Annotated in this window: 12 protein-coding genes, 1 pseudogene and 1 other annotated feature; of the genes and pseudogenes, 9 read left to right on the top strand and 4 right to left on the bottom strand. The window is 57.2% G+C overall.

Features of this window, described 5'->3' with window-relative positions:
* Nucleotides 1-109: 109 nt before the first annotated feature.
* Nucleotides 110-804: pseudogene (locus NHF48_RS22680) on the top strand (IS3 family transposase); the annotation flags it as partial.
* Nucleotides 418-534 (top strand) — a sequence feature (AL1L pseudoknot). Its footprint overlaps the pseudogene before it by 117 nt.
* On the opposite strand, the gene NHF48_RS22685 reads toward NHF48_RS22680, so the two are convergent.
* From NHF48_RS22685 to NHF48_RS22695, 4 genes are all read right to left on the bottom strand, one after another.
* Nucleotides 785-1,018 carry a hypothetical protein gene (locus tag NHF48_RS22685; RefSeq protein WP_253072540.1) on the bottom strand — a complete coding sequence of 78 codons (234 nt, stop codon included), beginning with the start codon at nt 1,016-1,018 and terminating at the stop codon, nt 785-787. The pseudogene NHF48_RS22680 and the gene NHF48_RS22685 overlap by 20 nt on opposite strands.
* Nucleotides 1,019-1,923: 905 nt before the next feature.
* A complete protein-coding gene (locus tag NHF48_RS26290; protein ID WP_446741230.1) occupies nt 1,924-2,115 on the bottom strand; it encodes a DUF6771 family protein in 192 nt (63 codons plus the stop codon).
* Nucleotides 2,115-2,336, bottom strand: coding sequence for a hypothetical protein (locus NHF48_RS22690; RefSeq protein WP_253072541.1), 222 nt, complete (start codon nt 2,334-2,336; stop codon nt 2,115-2,117). Before NHF48_RS22690 ends, NHF48_RS26290 begins: the two co-directional genes overlap by 1 nt.
* A 49-nt stretch (nt 2,337-2,385) precedes the next feature.
* Nucleotides 2,386-2,553 carry a hypothetical protein gene (locus tag NHF48_RS22695; protein ID WP_253072542.1) on the bottom strand — a complete coding sequence of 56 codons (168 nt, stop codon included), beginning with the start codon at nt 2,551-2,553 and terminating at the stop codon, nt 2,386-2,388.
* 1,852 nt (nt 2,554-4,405) lie between these two features.
* Here NHF48_RS22695 and NHF48_RS22700 point away from each other — a divergent pair.
* The 8 genes from NHF48_RS22700 (at nt 4,406) to istB (ending at nt 14,037) form a co-directional block, all read left to right on the top strand.
* Nucleotides 4,406-4,666 (top strand): hypothetical protein, encoded by a 261-nt coding sequence (locus NHF48_RS22700; protein ID WP_253072543.1) that lies wholly within the window; start codon nt 4,406-4,408, stop codon nt 4,664-4,666.
* A gap of 386 nt (nt 4,667-5,052) precedes the next feature.
* Entirely contained in the window at nt 5,053-5,253 is a 201-nt protein-coding gene (locus NHF48_RS22705) for a hypothetical protein (RefSeq protein ID WP_253072544.1), read from the top strand.
* A gap of 1,062 nt (nt 5,254-6,315) precedes the next feature.
* A complete protein-coding gene (locus NHF48_RS22710) occupies nt 6,316-8,733 on the top strand; it encodes a TonB-dependent receptor plug domain-containing protein (RefSeq protein ID WP_253072545.1) in 2,418 nt (805 codons plus the stop codon).
* Nucleotides 8,734-8,813: 80 nt separating this feature from the next.
* Entirely contained in the window at nt 8,814-9,191 is a 378-nt protein-coding gene (locus tag NHF48_RS22715; protein ID WP_342454780.1) for a hypothetical protein, read from the top strand.
* Between the two features lie 2,267 nt (nt 9,192-11,458).
* The gene (locus NHF48_RS22720; RefSeq protein WP_446741240.1) at nt 11,459-11,623 is read left to right on the top strand and encodes a helix-turn-helix domain-containing protein; all 165 of its coding nucleotides are present in this window, start codon (nt 11,459-11,461) and stop codon (nt 11,621-11,623) included.
* Nucleotides 11,624-12,186: 563 nt separating this feature from the next.
* Nucleotides 12,187-12,609 (top strand): type II toxin-antitoxin system PrlF family antitoxin, encoded by a 423-nt coding sequence (locus NHF48_RS22725; RefSeq protein ID WP_253072546.1) that lies wholly within the window; start codon nt 12,187-12,189, stop codon nt 12,607-12,609.
* A 3-nt stretch (nt 12,610-12,612) separates the two neighbouring features.
* Nucleotides 12,613-13,149, top strand: coding sequence for a type II toxin-antitoxin system YhaV family toxin (locus NHF48_RS22730; protein WP_253072547.1), 537 nt, complete (start codon nt 12,613-12,615; stop codon nt 13,147-13,149).
* A 159-nt stretch (nt 13,150-13,308) separates the two neighbouring features.
* Entirely contained in the window at nt 13,309-14,037 is a 729-nt protein-coding gene (gene istB, locus NHF48_RS22735; RefSeq protein ID WP_253072548.1) for an IS21-like element helper ATPase IstB, read from the top strand.
* The last annotated feature ends 45 nt before the right edge of the window (nt 14,038-14,082 follow it).

A 14,082-nucleotide genomic window follows, 5' to 3' on the forward strand; every position in this document is an offset into this window, starting at 1 on the left:
AACATTAGGTATAAACCCCTTTAACCAGCGAATTCTATATTTTCGAAAAGCGGATTAAATGAACCGCCCCGGGTTTGTTGGAGGCTTCAACTCCTGAGACGGTGGAGCCATGACGAGCAAGACGGCGAACAAGTTTGCGCCCGAAGTCCGCGAGCGGGCGGTACGGATGGTTTTCGATCACGAGCGGGATTACCCGTCCAGATGGGCGACCGTGGTATCGATTGCCGAGAAGATCGGCTGCGTTCCGCAGACGCTGCATGAACGGGTGAAGAAGGCCGAAGTCGACAGCGGCAAACGTGGCGGTGTCCCGACCGATGTGGCCGACAAGGTGAAGGCGCTGGAGCGCGAGGTCCGCGAACTGCGGCAAGCCAACGAGATCCTGCGCAAGCCTGTCCTGAGCCTGCCGAAGGGGGCGTCGGCATATTTTGCGCAGGCGGAGCTCGACCGCCCGTTCCGGAGATGATCGCTTTCATTGACGATTACCGTGATGCCTATGGGGTCGAGCCGATCTGCCGTGTCCTGCCGATAGCCCCATCCACCTACTACGAGCACGTCGTGCAACGACAGGATCCATCGCGTCTGTCGGCACGGGCGCGTGAGGATCTGATCCTCAAGCCCGAAATCGCTCGTGTCTTCGCGGCGAACTTTGCGGTCTACGGCGTGCGGAAGGTATGGCGGCAGATGATGCGGGAGGGCTTTGCGGTCGCGCGCTGTACCGTGGAACGGCTGATGCGCGAGATGGGCTTGGCGGGGGTAATCCGCGGCAAGCCGGTGCGCACGACCATCAGCGATAAAGCAGCGCCATGACCGCGCGATCACCATAGATCATCTGCGCATTGAACGGCTTGGATACGAATGTGGCCTTTTCGGGCAAGTCATCCGCCTTCGGCCGGAGGTGGCCGCTGCCGATAACGATCTCGATCCAGGGGTAATTCTCCGCGAGGTGGTGGGCGAGCGCGAACCCGTTAGTATCGCCCGGTATATCGACGTCTGAGAAGAGCAGGGTGATTGTGTGCACGTATTCAGGGAGCATCGCGATCGCAGCATCGCTGTGATCCGCTTCATAGATGCGGAACCCGCATCTTCGAGAATGGCTGTGACATCCATGAGGATGAACGGGTCATCGTTAACGGCAAGCGCATAGGGAACTGTCGATAGGGATATGCCGCACTAACCAGCCACGTGCGAAAACGGCTCCGTTGTATCCCTAGCTTTGACATCTCAAGCAATCATTGCGGATGTAGAATCTCGATTGGCCCGTTGTCCAAAAGGACCCAGACAATAAAATGCCCCGCTGCGGGGGGCAGCGGGGCGCTTTAGAACCAGCGGGACCAAGGGGGGGAAGTGCCCGACCGGTTATGATATCAACAGTACAGGCCGGCGTCGGTTCCGCACATAGTTACGAAAATGCCCTGCCGATCTGAAGACCGACAGGGCATTGCGAGCTTTCACCGCCGTTCCCCCGAAAGGGCAGGACGCTTCTAGCGTATTTAGAAACTGCCTAGCTTGTAGTGTGTTCCCGGCGCTCGTCTGTGATGCTAGCCTATCTGGACGGTCGACCCGGCATCGACGGCATTATCAACGACATAGTCGGTGATGACGTCCGCCTTTACAAGAACGCCACCTTACACTCTCAGCTTCTGCTCGAAGCGCTTCCATTGGCGTTCGTCCCGACCGTAACTGGGAAAGGACGGCGGTAGCGGCGTCGGTGCGATCCTGTTTGGCCTACTGCCGCAAGCCGAACACCGCAGATATCCGAGGAGGCATTCGACCGACATGTTCTTGCGTTTGAGGTAACACCACCTCACTAAAACCAGGCGGTGCACGACACCCTTGCGCCCGCATTTGGAGCATACGCAGCCCACATTAGCTTCGTGCTTCGTGAAATCGCCCAGCGTCCTAAACCGCGTGTTGCCCACAGGATCACCAGGGCAAAGCCATCTGCGCCGTTTCAGCGTCTACAGGCTGATATAGAGTCCTGTAGACATGCCTTGCCACCTCCAAGCGTGCGTCTGCTCTCAATCCCTCGCGCGGCGCTGTAAGCCCGATCAAAGCCCATGCAGGCGCGTCTTCGATAATGGCCGCAATCCGCTCCGGGGAAATCACGCTAGCCATCAGAAGCAATCGGTCGAGAACTTGCCGTAGGGTGACAGCCCACGCCGCGCGAACTCTGCCTCAATCGGCGCCAGGAGGGTTTCAGGACCGTCTTCGAAGCATTGGAAAAAGATGTTCTGCATCTCGCAAGGCCGAAGCTCTGGCAGGATTTCGGCAATTAGAGTGTGGGTCTGACTGAGGGGCTGTGCGCCGTCGCGCATCGACTCGGGTGCGTGTTCCATACCCAGATCATAGCGGAACAAAGGAAGAACGCTAGTGTGGTCGCATCCCTTAACTTGGAGGTTTGATCAGCCCTTTCAGCTGCTTTTGCAGCGCCGCGCTGCCCAAATGCGATTGCACGTGATCAAAACCCTCCCGCCTCAACTGAGTGCGGATGTCCGTTATCGAGCGCGCTTTGCCGCTCCGCGCGATCTCGAATGCTCGTTCGATGATTGTCATGGCAAAGCAATAACACGGCCGATCTACCAGGAGGACCGTTTCGGTATCCACCGGCTTTAACGGTTTCGCGCTCTCGCTTGCCTCTGCGCCCGCCGCTTGGTCTTCTTCGCGGACTCTGCAAGTTGGGCGCTAGCCACACTACTGTGCCCTTTGGCCTTCGCACCGCTGCTCGCAACTTCGGGGGGATAACCAAGCTTTAAGCTTCAAGAGTGTGGCGCGGATCATATCGCAGCCCTTAACCTGTCCAAACGAGGCCTGCCATTCACCTTTTCCGGAAAACTGATCGCCACAGATAACGGGATCCGGCTTCTCAAAAAACGATCCTATTTCGAGAATCAAAGCTCGCACGGGCCGAGCCACAAAGGGATCCCTTTGGCAACGTCAGGAACGCCCATTGCCCCCCAAAATGCATCACGGTTGTGCATTACAACACTGGTCGACTTCGTGCGGTTTGACTCTACTTCATCCTCAAACTTCGAATGCGAGTTTCAACGGCCGATACCGAGCGGCCTAACTCAACATCGATTTCGCGTTGGCTTTTCGAGCCAGCCATCAAAAGAAGCCTGGTGTCGTCATCGTTCGTCCAAGCCTGCCTACTGTTCACCGCATTCTTGCGCTGTGCAAGGTCGTCAGCTGGGTTCGTAGAAGTAGCCATTCCCGTCCTCACCTCGCACAATGCGGTGGATACCTTATCCGCCGCAGCATTTTATGATTTGGCCGGATCGTGACGTTCCAAGAGGTCGACCAGCGCCGATATTAGCCCGAGGGTAAGCACCGCCTCCCTCCCGCGATAGCGACACGGAGTTTGCATCGAACGGAGCGAGCGCAGCTTTAAAGTGCGCCTCCATGCCCTTTGCGACGGCCGTTACATCCATCTCATCCACGCTTATTCCTCCTCATACGGCGGAGACCTCACCGCCGCACTTCTTTCCAGCGCCGCTCCCTTAACGCCCCAGGCACTAGAGAGTTGAAAGCTTGATTAGTCGTGCGAGCTGCTGCTTGCCGTAATACCCATAGGGCCAGCAGTTTCGGTTCGGGAGAACGATTCGAAGCCGGTTTCGCGCCGGCAAACCCAATGAAGCCGCGATACAAACGATTTCGCGCAGCGTCGCGACTGCGAGCATTTCCTCGCTACCTGGACCGATCTTCCTACCTTTTCGACGCCACAAAGTCGCAAGTTCCGCCCATGGGACAAAATACTGGTTCTTTTCGACGACAAGGCGCGTCATTTGGAGTCATCCTGTTGCCCGAATGGGTCATGTTTTACGATGGTGCGGTGGATATCCCCTCCGTCGCAGGGTCAATGGCTTTGCCTCAAGCCAAGGGCTTTTTGCCGTTCGTAAACGGAGTTTGGCGTACGCCCAAGCAAGTCCACAATCTCGCGAGTACCCTTAGTTTCCGACCAGAGGCGAAGGTTTTCGTCTCCGACGTCAGTCCACGGCAGCCCCTTGTTAGGTAAGCAACCGACATAATCCTACGCCTCTTGAAGGTGCGGCAGATAACCCCTCCGCCGCAACGGTCCACGCCACGCATAAAATAGGCCGTTCTTGGGCCAAATATATTACGTTGTACCCCATCGATACCCCATTTTCGGCAACGCACTGCCGCAGCCGGTGGGACCCGATCCAAGTAGCTTGGTTTAAAGCTGCCGTATGGCACGATGAATCCCAGCGATCCTGAAACCTTGAGGATGCTGGAAGGACGACAGCACTCGCGTCGTCCTCGTTCGGTCGAGTAAGCCCAACCATTCGACGCTAATGTAACCACAGTAAAAATTAAACAGGATCAATCACTGTCCTTGGAGGGTTTGTCGCGCCAGTATCGATCCTTAGTCAGGATGCCGAGATATTTTATGCTGAAAAGCGAATTGGAAAAGCAGCGTACTTTTGTCGCCAAAGAGTTAGGCATTGATTGGAAGGCAATGAGAAACCATCCATACGATCTCGAATTCGAAGAAAATGGTTCGCTATTGGTTCGCTGGCATGACCAAGCGCCCGATGGCATAATTCGAGAAGGTAAGCCAGGCTCGTACACGACGCGTATTCGCCCTGCGAATGCCACCGCGCCGGAAGAGTCCATCGAAAATGAGGCTCTACGGTCTCAATCAGGTTAACGTGTGAAGAACGGTAACAACCCGCTGGCCACACCAAATCTCTACATCGTTTTTTCGTGCGTAAGTCTTTCCGCCCGACACTGCGTCCGCATCATTTTGACATTCTAGATCGATACGTTCGACAATCTTTCCGACTTTATCGAGAACATACATACGATACTCTAGCATCATGGCGATCCCGGACTCATACTGGGGTATTAACTTTAAACGATGTTAGAGCTTCGTAAAGTTCTATCGCAACCGCTATGGGTCGAAGAAGCCTCTTACTGGTCCGATGTTATCTAATGTTACTCGCGATTTCGTCGGACGAATTCGGCGATTAGCGCGGCGCGATGACGGTAATAAGTCTAAGTCTCAGGCGGGCGACGAATTCGGAACAGGCTGTGATGGAAGAACAAAAACGCGGGCAGGACCAGCACGTTTTGGAGTATCGAGAACGTATTAGTGCGATGTCCGACAGAGCGGTTCGAACTGCCTTTTTAGCGACCAAAGCCAAAGCGGGCGATCCGTGGCGCGATGCCTTGGTGGCCGAAATGAAGGAGCGCTTGAGGCGTCTAGCTTTTTCTCGTCCACACGATTTTGCTTAATCGAGCGTTCTTATTGTCCTCCACTGAAGCCGTCGAAGCCGTTATCAGGGGATTGATTTCCATTCGCGTCCCTCCGCACACTTGCCGGAGGCACAGTCCATCGATTTCTCAATCTGATTTTTTATAGCTAAAAGTTCGGCACAGTCTACACCCCGTTCATGCCGGAGAAGAGTTTTCGGCATAACATTCATTTCGCTCTTCAGTGCAAGCCGACTTGATAGGTCTTGGGGACTGATAGCACTACCATTCCACAGCAAAATGCCTGCTTGCGTTACGAGGAGCACATGTGACACGGATACTGACTGCTCAAGACGATGCGTCCAGTTCTGGTCTTTGTTCTCACACTTGTTTTGCCTAGGATTGCATGCGGCTAAAGCCACGCTGGCAAAGGGCAGTCGCTATCGCTCGAAGAGTATGTAGGGCGCGAGGTTGCATCTCGGCACTGTCCCTGAAAATGCGGATATCTGCAATTTAGCGTTCAACCGCCGCCCTAGTGTTGCAGGGGTCAATTTTCGGGAATGTCCGAGTTGGGGAGGATCGCGGCCTGTCCGGCTACGGGTGACGATCAGCGGGTAAGCTGCCGTTCCTTCAGCGAGGGGCAGCAAGAGGCTGATTGGCCAGCCCCTTGTGGTCACCCGCCTGTCCGTTTTGGCGTTGAGAGAACATAACTGGACTTCCGCCTCTACCGTATCGATCAGCGAGCATCGTGCGTGTCCGCCATACGAATGGAGGATGCTATTACGCAACAATTCAGCATAAAAGTATTTAATAGGTATTGTTTGGGTATTGACGAATATGACAAATTAACGAAATCTGTCGTTCGAACCGGTCAAAGCGTCAGGGCGCAGCTGGATAAGGGGTAAGTATATGATCTTCGACCAAACTGTGTCGCGTATCGCTCTTGCAGGGTCGCTTTTGTTCTGCGCTGTCCCGGCAATGGCGCAAAATCAGGATGTTGCAACGGGTCCCGCTCAGACACCGGCACAGGCTAAGGTTGAGGCGGATGCCGCGACCGCGCTTGCCGCACCCAATCCTGCGTCCTCATCGGATGACACGGTCGTTGTGACCGGATCCCGCATTCAGCGTCCGAACATGACGTCGGCCGCACCGATCACCTCGGTCACCGCGCAGGACATTCGCGCGCAAGCGCCGACCAACATCGAGGACGTGCTGAACCGTCTCCCGCAGATCGCGCCGGACGCGCAGCAGAACTACCAGGATTCGGACGGCCGCCAGCGCATCAAGCTGCGCAGCCTCGGCTTCGAGCGTACGCTGACGCTGATCGACGGCAAGCGTATCGGCACACAGAACGGCGCGGACGTCGGCATCATCCCGCCGTCAATGCTTGAGCGTGTCGACGTGCTGACCGGCGGTGCCTCGTCGGTCTATGGTTCGGACGCGGTAGCTGGCGTGGTCAACTTCATCCTGAAAAAGGATTTTGAGGGGTTGCAGATCGACGGCAACTACAATTTCTACAATCACGACAACAACGACACGATCGTATCACCGCTGGCGCGCGCGAACAGTTTCGGCAGCCCGCGCGGCATGACCAACGACGGCGGCCGGGCCGACATTACCGTGACCGCGGGCAAGAAGCTGTTCGACGGCAAGCTGCGCCTGTCGGGCTTCGTCAACTACCGCCACACCGACGCGGTCGATTACGACGCGCGCTCCAGCTCGGCATGCCAACTTGTCCAGACCGGCAAGGATGGCCCGCTCTCATGCTCGCTGTCGACTTATTCGCGCAGCGGCTACATCTCGCCACGCTCGGGTGCGAACAACGGCGCCACTTACGTCAACGACCCGAACGGCACGCGCACCTTCGTCCCCTACGGCGTCGGCGCGGGCAATGCGGCGAACCCGTATGACGGCTATTCCTATCAGCGCGGGTCGGAGCGGTGGAACGCGGGCGGCTTCGTCAGCGCCGATCTCACCTCCGATATCGAAGTTTACGGATCGGGAATCTGGTTCCGCGACAAGTCCGTGAACGTCTATCCGGCGCGGATCTACAGCTACACCGTCTATGGCGATCAGCCGTACCAGGTGAACTGCAACAACCCGTATCTATCGGGTTCGCAGGCAAGCGCGATCTGCGGCGGTGCAGCCGGTACCAACACCAAGGCACCGATCGAACTCCGCTATCGTTTCAACGATCTCGCTGACATCCCCGATACCTATATCAACAGCGGCATCCGCGCCACCGGCGGCTTCCGCGGCAAGGTCGACGATACGTGGACTTGGGATGTCGGCGGCGTCTACGCGCGCAACCAGCAGGTTGTGAACTACGGCAACCTGCCTGACTACGACCGCGTCAACCAGTCGCTTGACGTCGTCAACGTCAACGGCGTGCCGACCTGCGCCAGCGGCGTCGCGGGTTGCGTGCCGTTCAACGCCTTCACCGCCAACACGCCCGGCCAACCAGTCGCGGACTGGTTGTTCACAGCTCCAGGCGGCCGCACCAAGGGCGTGGGTACGCTCTGGGACGGCCTGCTCTCTGTGACCGGCGATCTCGGCAAATACGGTGTTACCTCGCCACTAGCCAACCAGGGCGTCGCGATCGCGCTGGGTGCCGAATATCGTCACGACAACTACACATCGACAGCGGATTCTTTCTACCGCGATCTCAACGGTGGTGCCGATCTGGATATTTCGCAGAGCGTTTGGGAATCGAACATCGAAGTGCAGGCGCCGTTGATTGAGGATCGCCCGTTCGCGCATCTATTGCAGGCGAATGGCGGCTACCGCGTGTCAAAATACAGCAGCAATCCCAAGACCTTCAATACCTGGAAGATCGAAGGCATCTACGCACCGGTCAGCGACCTTACATTCCGCGGCTCGTACAACAAGGCGCAGCGCGCGCCGACGGTGATCGAGATCGGCCAGGCGCGGAACATCAGCTATGGCCTGCAAGGCGGGTCTCAGAACGATTTCTGCGCACCGACCGTCACGACCAATCCGACCACCGGCGCCATCAGCTACGGCACGCCCGTTGCGTCGCGCGACGTCTGCCGTGCGACCGGGCTTTCCGACGCGCTGTACGGTAGCCCCACGCTACTGTGTAACCAGGGCGACGGCAACCAGTGCACCGTCCAGTCGGGTGGATACACCGCGGACCCGGAGACCGCCTACACGTTGACCTACGGCCTGGTGGTGAAGCCAAGCTTCATTCGCGGACTGGTCTTCTCGGTCGACCGGTATCAGATCAAGATCGACAACTCGCTGGGGTATAACGATTATACCTACTACACTGATGGCTGTCAGCGCTCGAACGGCGATCCCTTCTTCTGCTCGGGTATCGTCCGCCAGCCCGGTACCGGCATCCTCTACGCACCGGCCAGCAGCAACCCAACCAGCGGCTTCATTCGTCAGGGCACGACTAACTATTACAAGTCGATCGCTCGCGGCATCGATTTTCAGGCACAATATACGCTCCCCTTGGCGGTGCGGGCAAGGTCGACTGGAGCTTCAATGGCTCACTGACAACCTTTGCCGGCAGCCAGGATTCACCGCTTCAGCCCAAGCGCAACTGCGTCGGCTATTACGGCAATGGCTGTAGCCAGTTGCTGCCGAAATGGTCGCACGGCCTGCGTACGACCTACACTACCGGCGACGGCATCTTCAGTACGTCGTTCAACTGGCGCTATGTCGGTTCGTTGACCAGCGCGGACAATTCGGGCGACGAAGCGATCGGTGGCACGCCGGATCGGGCACGCACGACCTTCTACCACATCGCACCAGCAAGTTATTTCGATCTGGCGCTGTCGTTTGCGATCGCCAAGGACTTTTCGTTGCGGTTTATTGCCAACAACCTGCTCGACAAGACCCCGCCGATCCTCGCGAATTCGTACGACATCAGCCTCGCACGGAGCAACACGATCCCCGCGCGCTACGACTCGCTCGGTCGCAACATCGCGGTTGGCGCTACTATTCGGTTCTAAAGCCCGACGCAATTAAGGGCTCGCCAGCTGCGGGCCCTTTACGTGTTTCTGGTTTCGGATTGATGGGCAGGCGAACCGAGATCTGCGTCAGTTAATACATATACTGAGCCGTTGAAAACCAGGTCATTGCCTGAAGCGCGGGAACGTTGTCGGAGAGAACATTGTGTGTGGGAAGACCGATCCCAGCCCGCTGGCTTCGGCCCTTACAGTGTATGGGTCTGCGTTCAAAATTCGATAAGCGACACGAGACCGACGTCGTTGCGCTTACCGAACACGGTTTTTTATTAAAATGAACTAACGACTAAAGCTGAGAAGCAGGTCGGGCTTTTCGAATATGCGGTTTTGGGCGTTCTTGCCCCAGCCGGCATTCTCGCGAGGGATCGAGTTTCGGGAAATGTCTGAGATGGAGAGGTTAGCGGACGTTCCGGTTTGCGCGCGCACCCCGCGAAACAAGGCGCTGACTGGGTGCCCAGATTAAGCGCTACCGTTCTTATCGTCTAGAACGATGGCGTACGTCAGCGCGATCGAAGCCGCTTTCTAAGATGAACTCGGCAGGTCTACCCCCCGGTCGAGGTAAAGATCAGGTCACGCTGGCCGGGTTCGCGAACGACAAGGCTGGGTCCGCGAGAAAGATCGAATGTGTAGCCGCATTCCTGATCTGAACGCGGCTTCCAATCGGGGCAGCGAGGATCACCGCCATAGCGTATCTTTAAAGAAAGTTTAACGCCGGCCTCGGCCGGAACTGCATAAAGTGCCACAGAATGGCCTGTAGCTAGTTCGAGCATGACAGTACCTTTTTTTCGAGGTCTCATTTATAATTACCGATGCCTTATCTACTTAACCGTCCCCGTCTAGATCGGCTCTTATTACTCCGTCAGGAAGCATTTATTTCTCCGTAGTCGGTTGGACCAATGCTAATGACAGATATAACAACATAAGCATCGATGATTCCCCAAACGACGGACTGAATAATTTCGGACGATAGCCTACATGTGCACGCACCGCTACAACAGTTGTTGTTGTAAGGCATCTTAGCGTCAGACGATTAGCCGCTGTACGATGCAAAACTTTTGATTTTTCGCATTGTGATGGCCGAGGCGGCATTATCGTAAGCTTGTCCGTGTTCCGGCAGCAGACGATCCAGAAGGGCGGATAGTCGGCGCGGCGCACGCTTGCTCTGTTCCCCCAATGGCCGTGGTGAGCCGAAGGTCGCCGGTTAACCGGAACTGCAATTGCCCAAACAACGCGCCCAGTCGCTTAGTCGCGCCAAGTGGCCCGGCTCCAAATACATAAAAGAACGATACCAAGTTCTGGAGCGATACACTTGGGCAATAGTAGCTCAGGCGCATGGAAATTCCCCGGGCTGCGTGGCAACAATTAACTAATCATTATACTCAAGACCCAGTGGAGGTTTTACTATCACGTTGGCATTTCAATATCGGTTATGAAAGACCCTCGCATATTCCCGTCGCGTATAACCCCATCGGGGGTATCGTCTAACCAATGTATCATTAGTGCAATCTTGCCGCGTACGGTTTCAACCCCTGCGTAATAGGGATATTGAACTAACTCGGAGACGGTAATATGGAGTTGAGCTGCGATATACTCGCGCTCTCGTCGTGCAGAGTCTTCAAAAGAGGGCATGACTAAAAACTCCCCCGGGAGCGATAGCTGGTAAGCCGATAACTGAACCGAATCGGGTTATACCATAATATTTTCTAGGCATTGCATCTATTTACGAATTGATTCGTGCCATTTATTACAAACCGCTGTCCGAGCGTTCTCAGAGCCGAAATATCGCTGTTTTTGTGCGGTGATCGGGGCGAGCGATCTTGGCGACGCGAGTCGGCAATCGTCAGCGGTAAGCCAGATAGCGTTGGTCGTGCCTAAAATCGTCTATGCGAGGCAAAATCCCGCAACCGCCAGTTCACTCAGCATGGCAGGCGCTTACCGTGCCAATCCATGATGCGCTCCCTTCATATGGACCTCCAGGGGGCCAAGTCGTAGGCCTGTCGTCAGCAGACCTAGCTTAATACACCCGACAGGTACGTTTCGCTGAGACTGGCGGCAGAGATGTTGATGGAGCATGGCGAGCAAGCGATGGACCAGATGCTGTACAACTCGCTGACGCCGATGGAGCGGAATTGCCTGCGGCTTGCCCACCATGAGTGCAAAGCCGAGGAAATCGCTCACCATCGCCAAGGAAATCGATCACCATCGCCGAGTTCGAGCGCGAGCTGATCCACCAACGCACCAGCAGCGGGCGGGTGGCGGCCAAGGCGAGGGGAGTACGCTTCGGGCGCCCGCCCAAGCTCACTCCCGATCAGATTGCGCTAGGCGAACGATTGGTGACTGAAGGCACATTCGTGCGAAAGGCTGCCAAGCTCCTCAAATGCCACCATGCGACGCTCTACCGCGCGCTGACCCCATAATGCCGAGCACTCCGCAACCTGACGCTTCGGAAGAGGGCGCCTAATGCCTATCCCCCTGAGCACGTGTTCTTGTACCCGTTCGACTGGGTCCAGCTCTCGCACCAGATACGCTTCGTGCGGGCAGGGGGGCGCTGCGAGCATTGTGGGCGTCCCCATATGCAGAAGGTCTTCCACCTCGGCGACGGACGGTGGTGGAATCGGAGCCGGCAATGCTGGCGCAACGGCCGAGGCCGGCGCGTACGACGACCTATAGAGAACATTCTACTACATGGACGATGGACGCCAGTGGTACTGGCCTGTGCTCACCTCAACCATGATTCCAGCAACAGCGCGCTTCACCAGCTGGCAGCGCTCTACCAGCGATGCCACATGATCCATGACGGTCCCGAACATCGACGCCGGCGCTGGATGAATGCGCATTACAGGCGCGCGCTCGGCGACCTGTTTTACGGTCCCTACCCCATGCTGGGAGGCGACTGGATCACCCCCCACCCCGATCAGCATGCTCGACGACAGCCGATCGTTATATCCCTACATGCGATGAGTGCTGCCAGGCATCCAGAGTGACGGCGCGACGGCGCGACGGCCTCAGCTACAAGCTAAAACCTCTTGTTGTAAAAGTAAGGATTATTCCTTACATTCCCTATTTGGAGGATGTCATGGCTACCATTGTTCAAGAGCGCAGCAGGATCACTGCCAAGGGACAGACAACCGTGCCGAAGGCTGTGCGCCAGGCGCTTGGGGTCAGCTATGGCGGTGAGATCGCCTTTGTAGTTGATGAGCATGGCGTCAGCGTTCGGCGCGTCGAGGTCGAGGAAGCCGATCCGGTGATCGGAGCGTTCCTAGGTTTCTTGGAACAGGACATGCTGCGCACTCCACAGAACGTCGTCGCCTTCCCGCCCATTCTGGCCGAACGCATGGCAACGCTAGCCGAGCATGTCCGGGTCGACCTAGATAAGGAAATCGACGGACCGGTTGCGCTCTGACTCATGATCGTCGTCAACGGTTGGACCATTTACGCGCACCCGCTGCTGCTCGATCAGCTGGAAAAGCTGACCAGAGTCGTCGAGAAGGCTAGGGCAAAAGACTCGCATGGCTGGGCTCGGACCGCTAACGCCAAGGTATTGGCGGCTGTGCGATCCTTGATGTTCGAGACAGTTCCCAGCGATCCTACTCGACCCGAGTATCGGCAGGGTGGCACACTGGGCGCCGCCCGAAAGCACTGGTTTCGGGTAAAGTTCGGCAACGGGCGCTTCCGCCTGTTCTTTCGCTATGACAGCCGCTCCAAGGTCATCATTTTCGCCTGGGTGAATGACGACACCACGCTGCGAACGTACGGCTCCAAAACAGATGCCTATGCCGTGTTCAAGGGGATGCTCGACAAGGGAAATCCTCCTGATGATTGGGCAACGCTGATCCAAGCTGGGTCTACCGATATGGCTCGCCATAATGCCCTTCAACGGATGGCGGACCTCGATCAGGAAGCCGGTATTTTCGACGATCATACGCCCCTTGATCGTTCGTGATGCTCCGATGCTCGCCTATCACCAGCGACGACGTCATTCTCATTCTCGCCCGTCGGCGCGAGCTGCCACGACCGTTGGCCATCGTCACACCCGAGGACCTGGCGCTGCGCCATCCGCCTCGTGCCGACTGCGGCCGCTACGACAGCCTGCGAGGTTTCCATGCAGCGGCATGAGATGATGGCTGCCATGGCCGAGTTGGGGCTCAAGGGCATGGCCGGCGCCTTCGACGAGGCGGTCACCACCGGCCTGCAGCGCAAACGTACGATGATGGAAATCCTGACGGACCTGTTGCGTGCGGAGACGACCCATCGCCATGCGGCGTCGGTCCGCTACCGGATGTCAGCCGCCAAACTGCCGGCGGCAAAGGACCTCGACGCCTTCGTATTTGACGGTACGCCCATCAACGAAGGCCTGGTGCGCTCGCTGCACAACGGCTCGTTCCTGGCCGGCCAGCGCAACATTGTGCTCGTCGGTGGTACGGGCACCGGCAAGACGCACCTCGCCAGTGCCATCACCGCCAACGTCGTGCGAAACGGCGCCCGCGGCCGCTACTTCAATACGGTCGACCTCGTGAACCGGCTCGAGGAGGAAACCCGCCTCGGCAAGGCCGGCACGCTTGCAGCCCAGCTGTCACGCCTCAAGGTCGTAGTGCTCGACGAGCTTGGTTATCTGCCGTTCGCCCGCTCGGGCGGCCAGCTGCTCTTCCACCTGGTCAGCAAGCTCTACGAGCGAACCTCGGTCATCGTCACGACGAACCTTGCCTTTGGCGAATGGCCGACTCTCTTCGGCGACCCCAAGATGACCACCGCGCTGCTCGACCGCATTACGCACCACTGCGATATCGTCGAAACCGGCAACGACAGCTGGCGCTTCAAGCACCGCAGCTAGCCCTCGGGAACCCGACAGAGGAACGCTTCGCGGCGCGTCCGTTAC

This window comes from Sphingomonas sp. H160509 (genome assembly GCF_024124765.2).
Taxonomy (GTDB): Bacteria; Pseudomonadota; Alphaproteobacteria; order Sphingomonadales; family Sphingomonadaceae; genus Sphingomonas.

Excerpts from the sequence above, each read along its gene's own strand:
- NHF48_RS26290 (WP_446741230.1), bottom strand. The coding sequence starts at position 2,115 with ATGGCTAGCGTGATTTCCCCGGAGCGGATTGCGGCCATTATCGAAGAC.
- NHF48_RS22690 (WP_253072541.1), bottom strand. The coding sequence starts at position 2,336 with ATGGAACACGCACCCGAGTCGATGCGCGACGGCGCACAGCCCCTCAGT.
- NHF48_RS22695 (WP_253072542.1), bottom strand. The coding sequence starts at position 2,553 with ATGACAATCATCGAACGAGCATTCGAGATCGCGCGGAGCGGCAAAGCG.
- NHF48_RS22700 (WP_253072543.1), top strand. The coding sequence starts at position 4,406 with ATGCTGAAAAGCGAATTGGAAAAGCAGCGTACTTTTGTCGCCAAAGAG.
- NHF48_RS22705 (WP_253072544.1), top strand. The coding sequence starts at position 5,053 with ATGGAAGAACAAAAACGCGGGCAGGACCAGCACGTTTTGGAGTATCGA.
- NHF48_RS22730 (WP_253072547.1), top strand. The coding sequence starts at position 12,613 with ATGATCGTCGTCAACGGTTGGACCATTTACGCGCACCCGCTGCTGCTC.
- istB (WP_253072548.1), top strand. The coding sequence starts at position 13,309 with ATGCAGCGGCATGAGATGATGGCTGCCATGGCCGAGTTGGGGCTCAAG.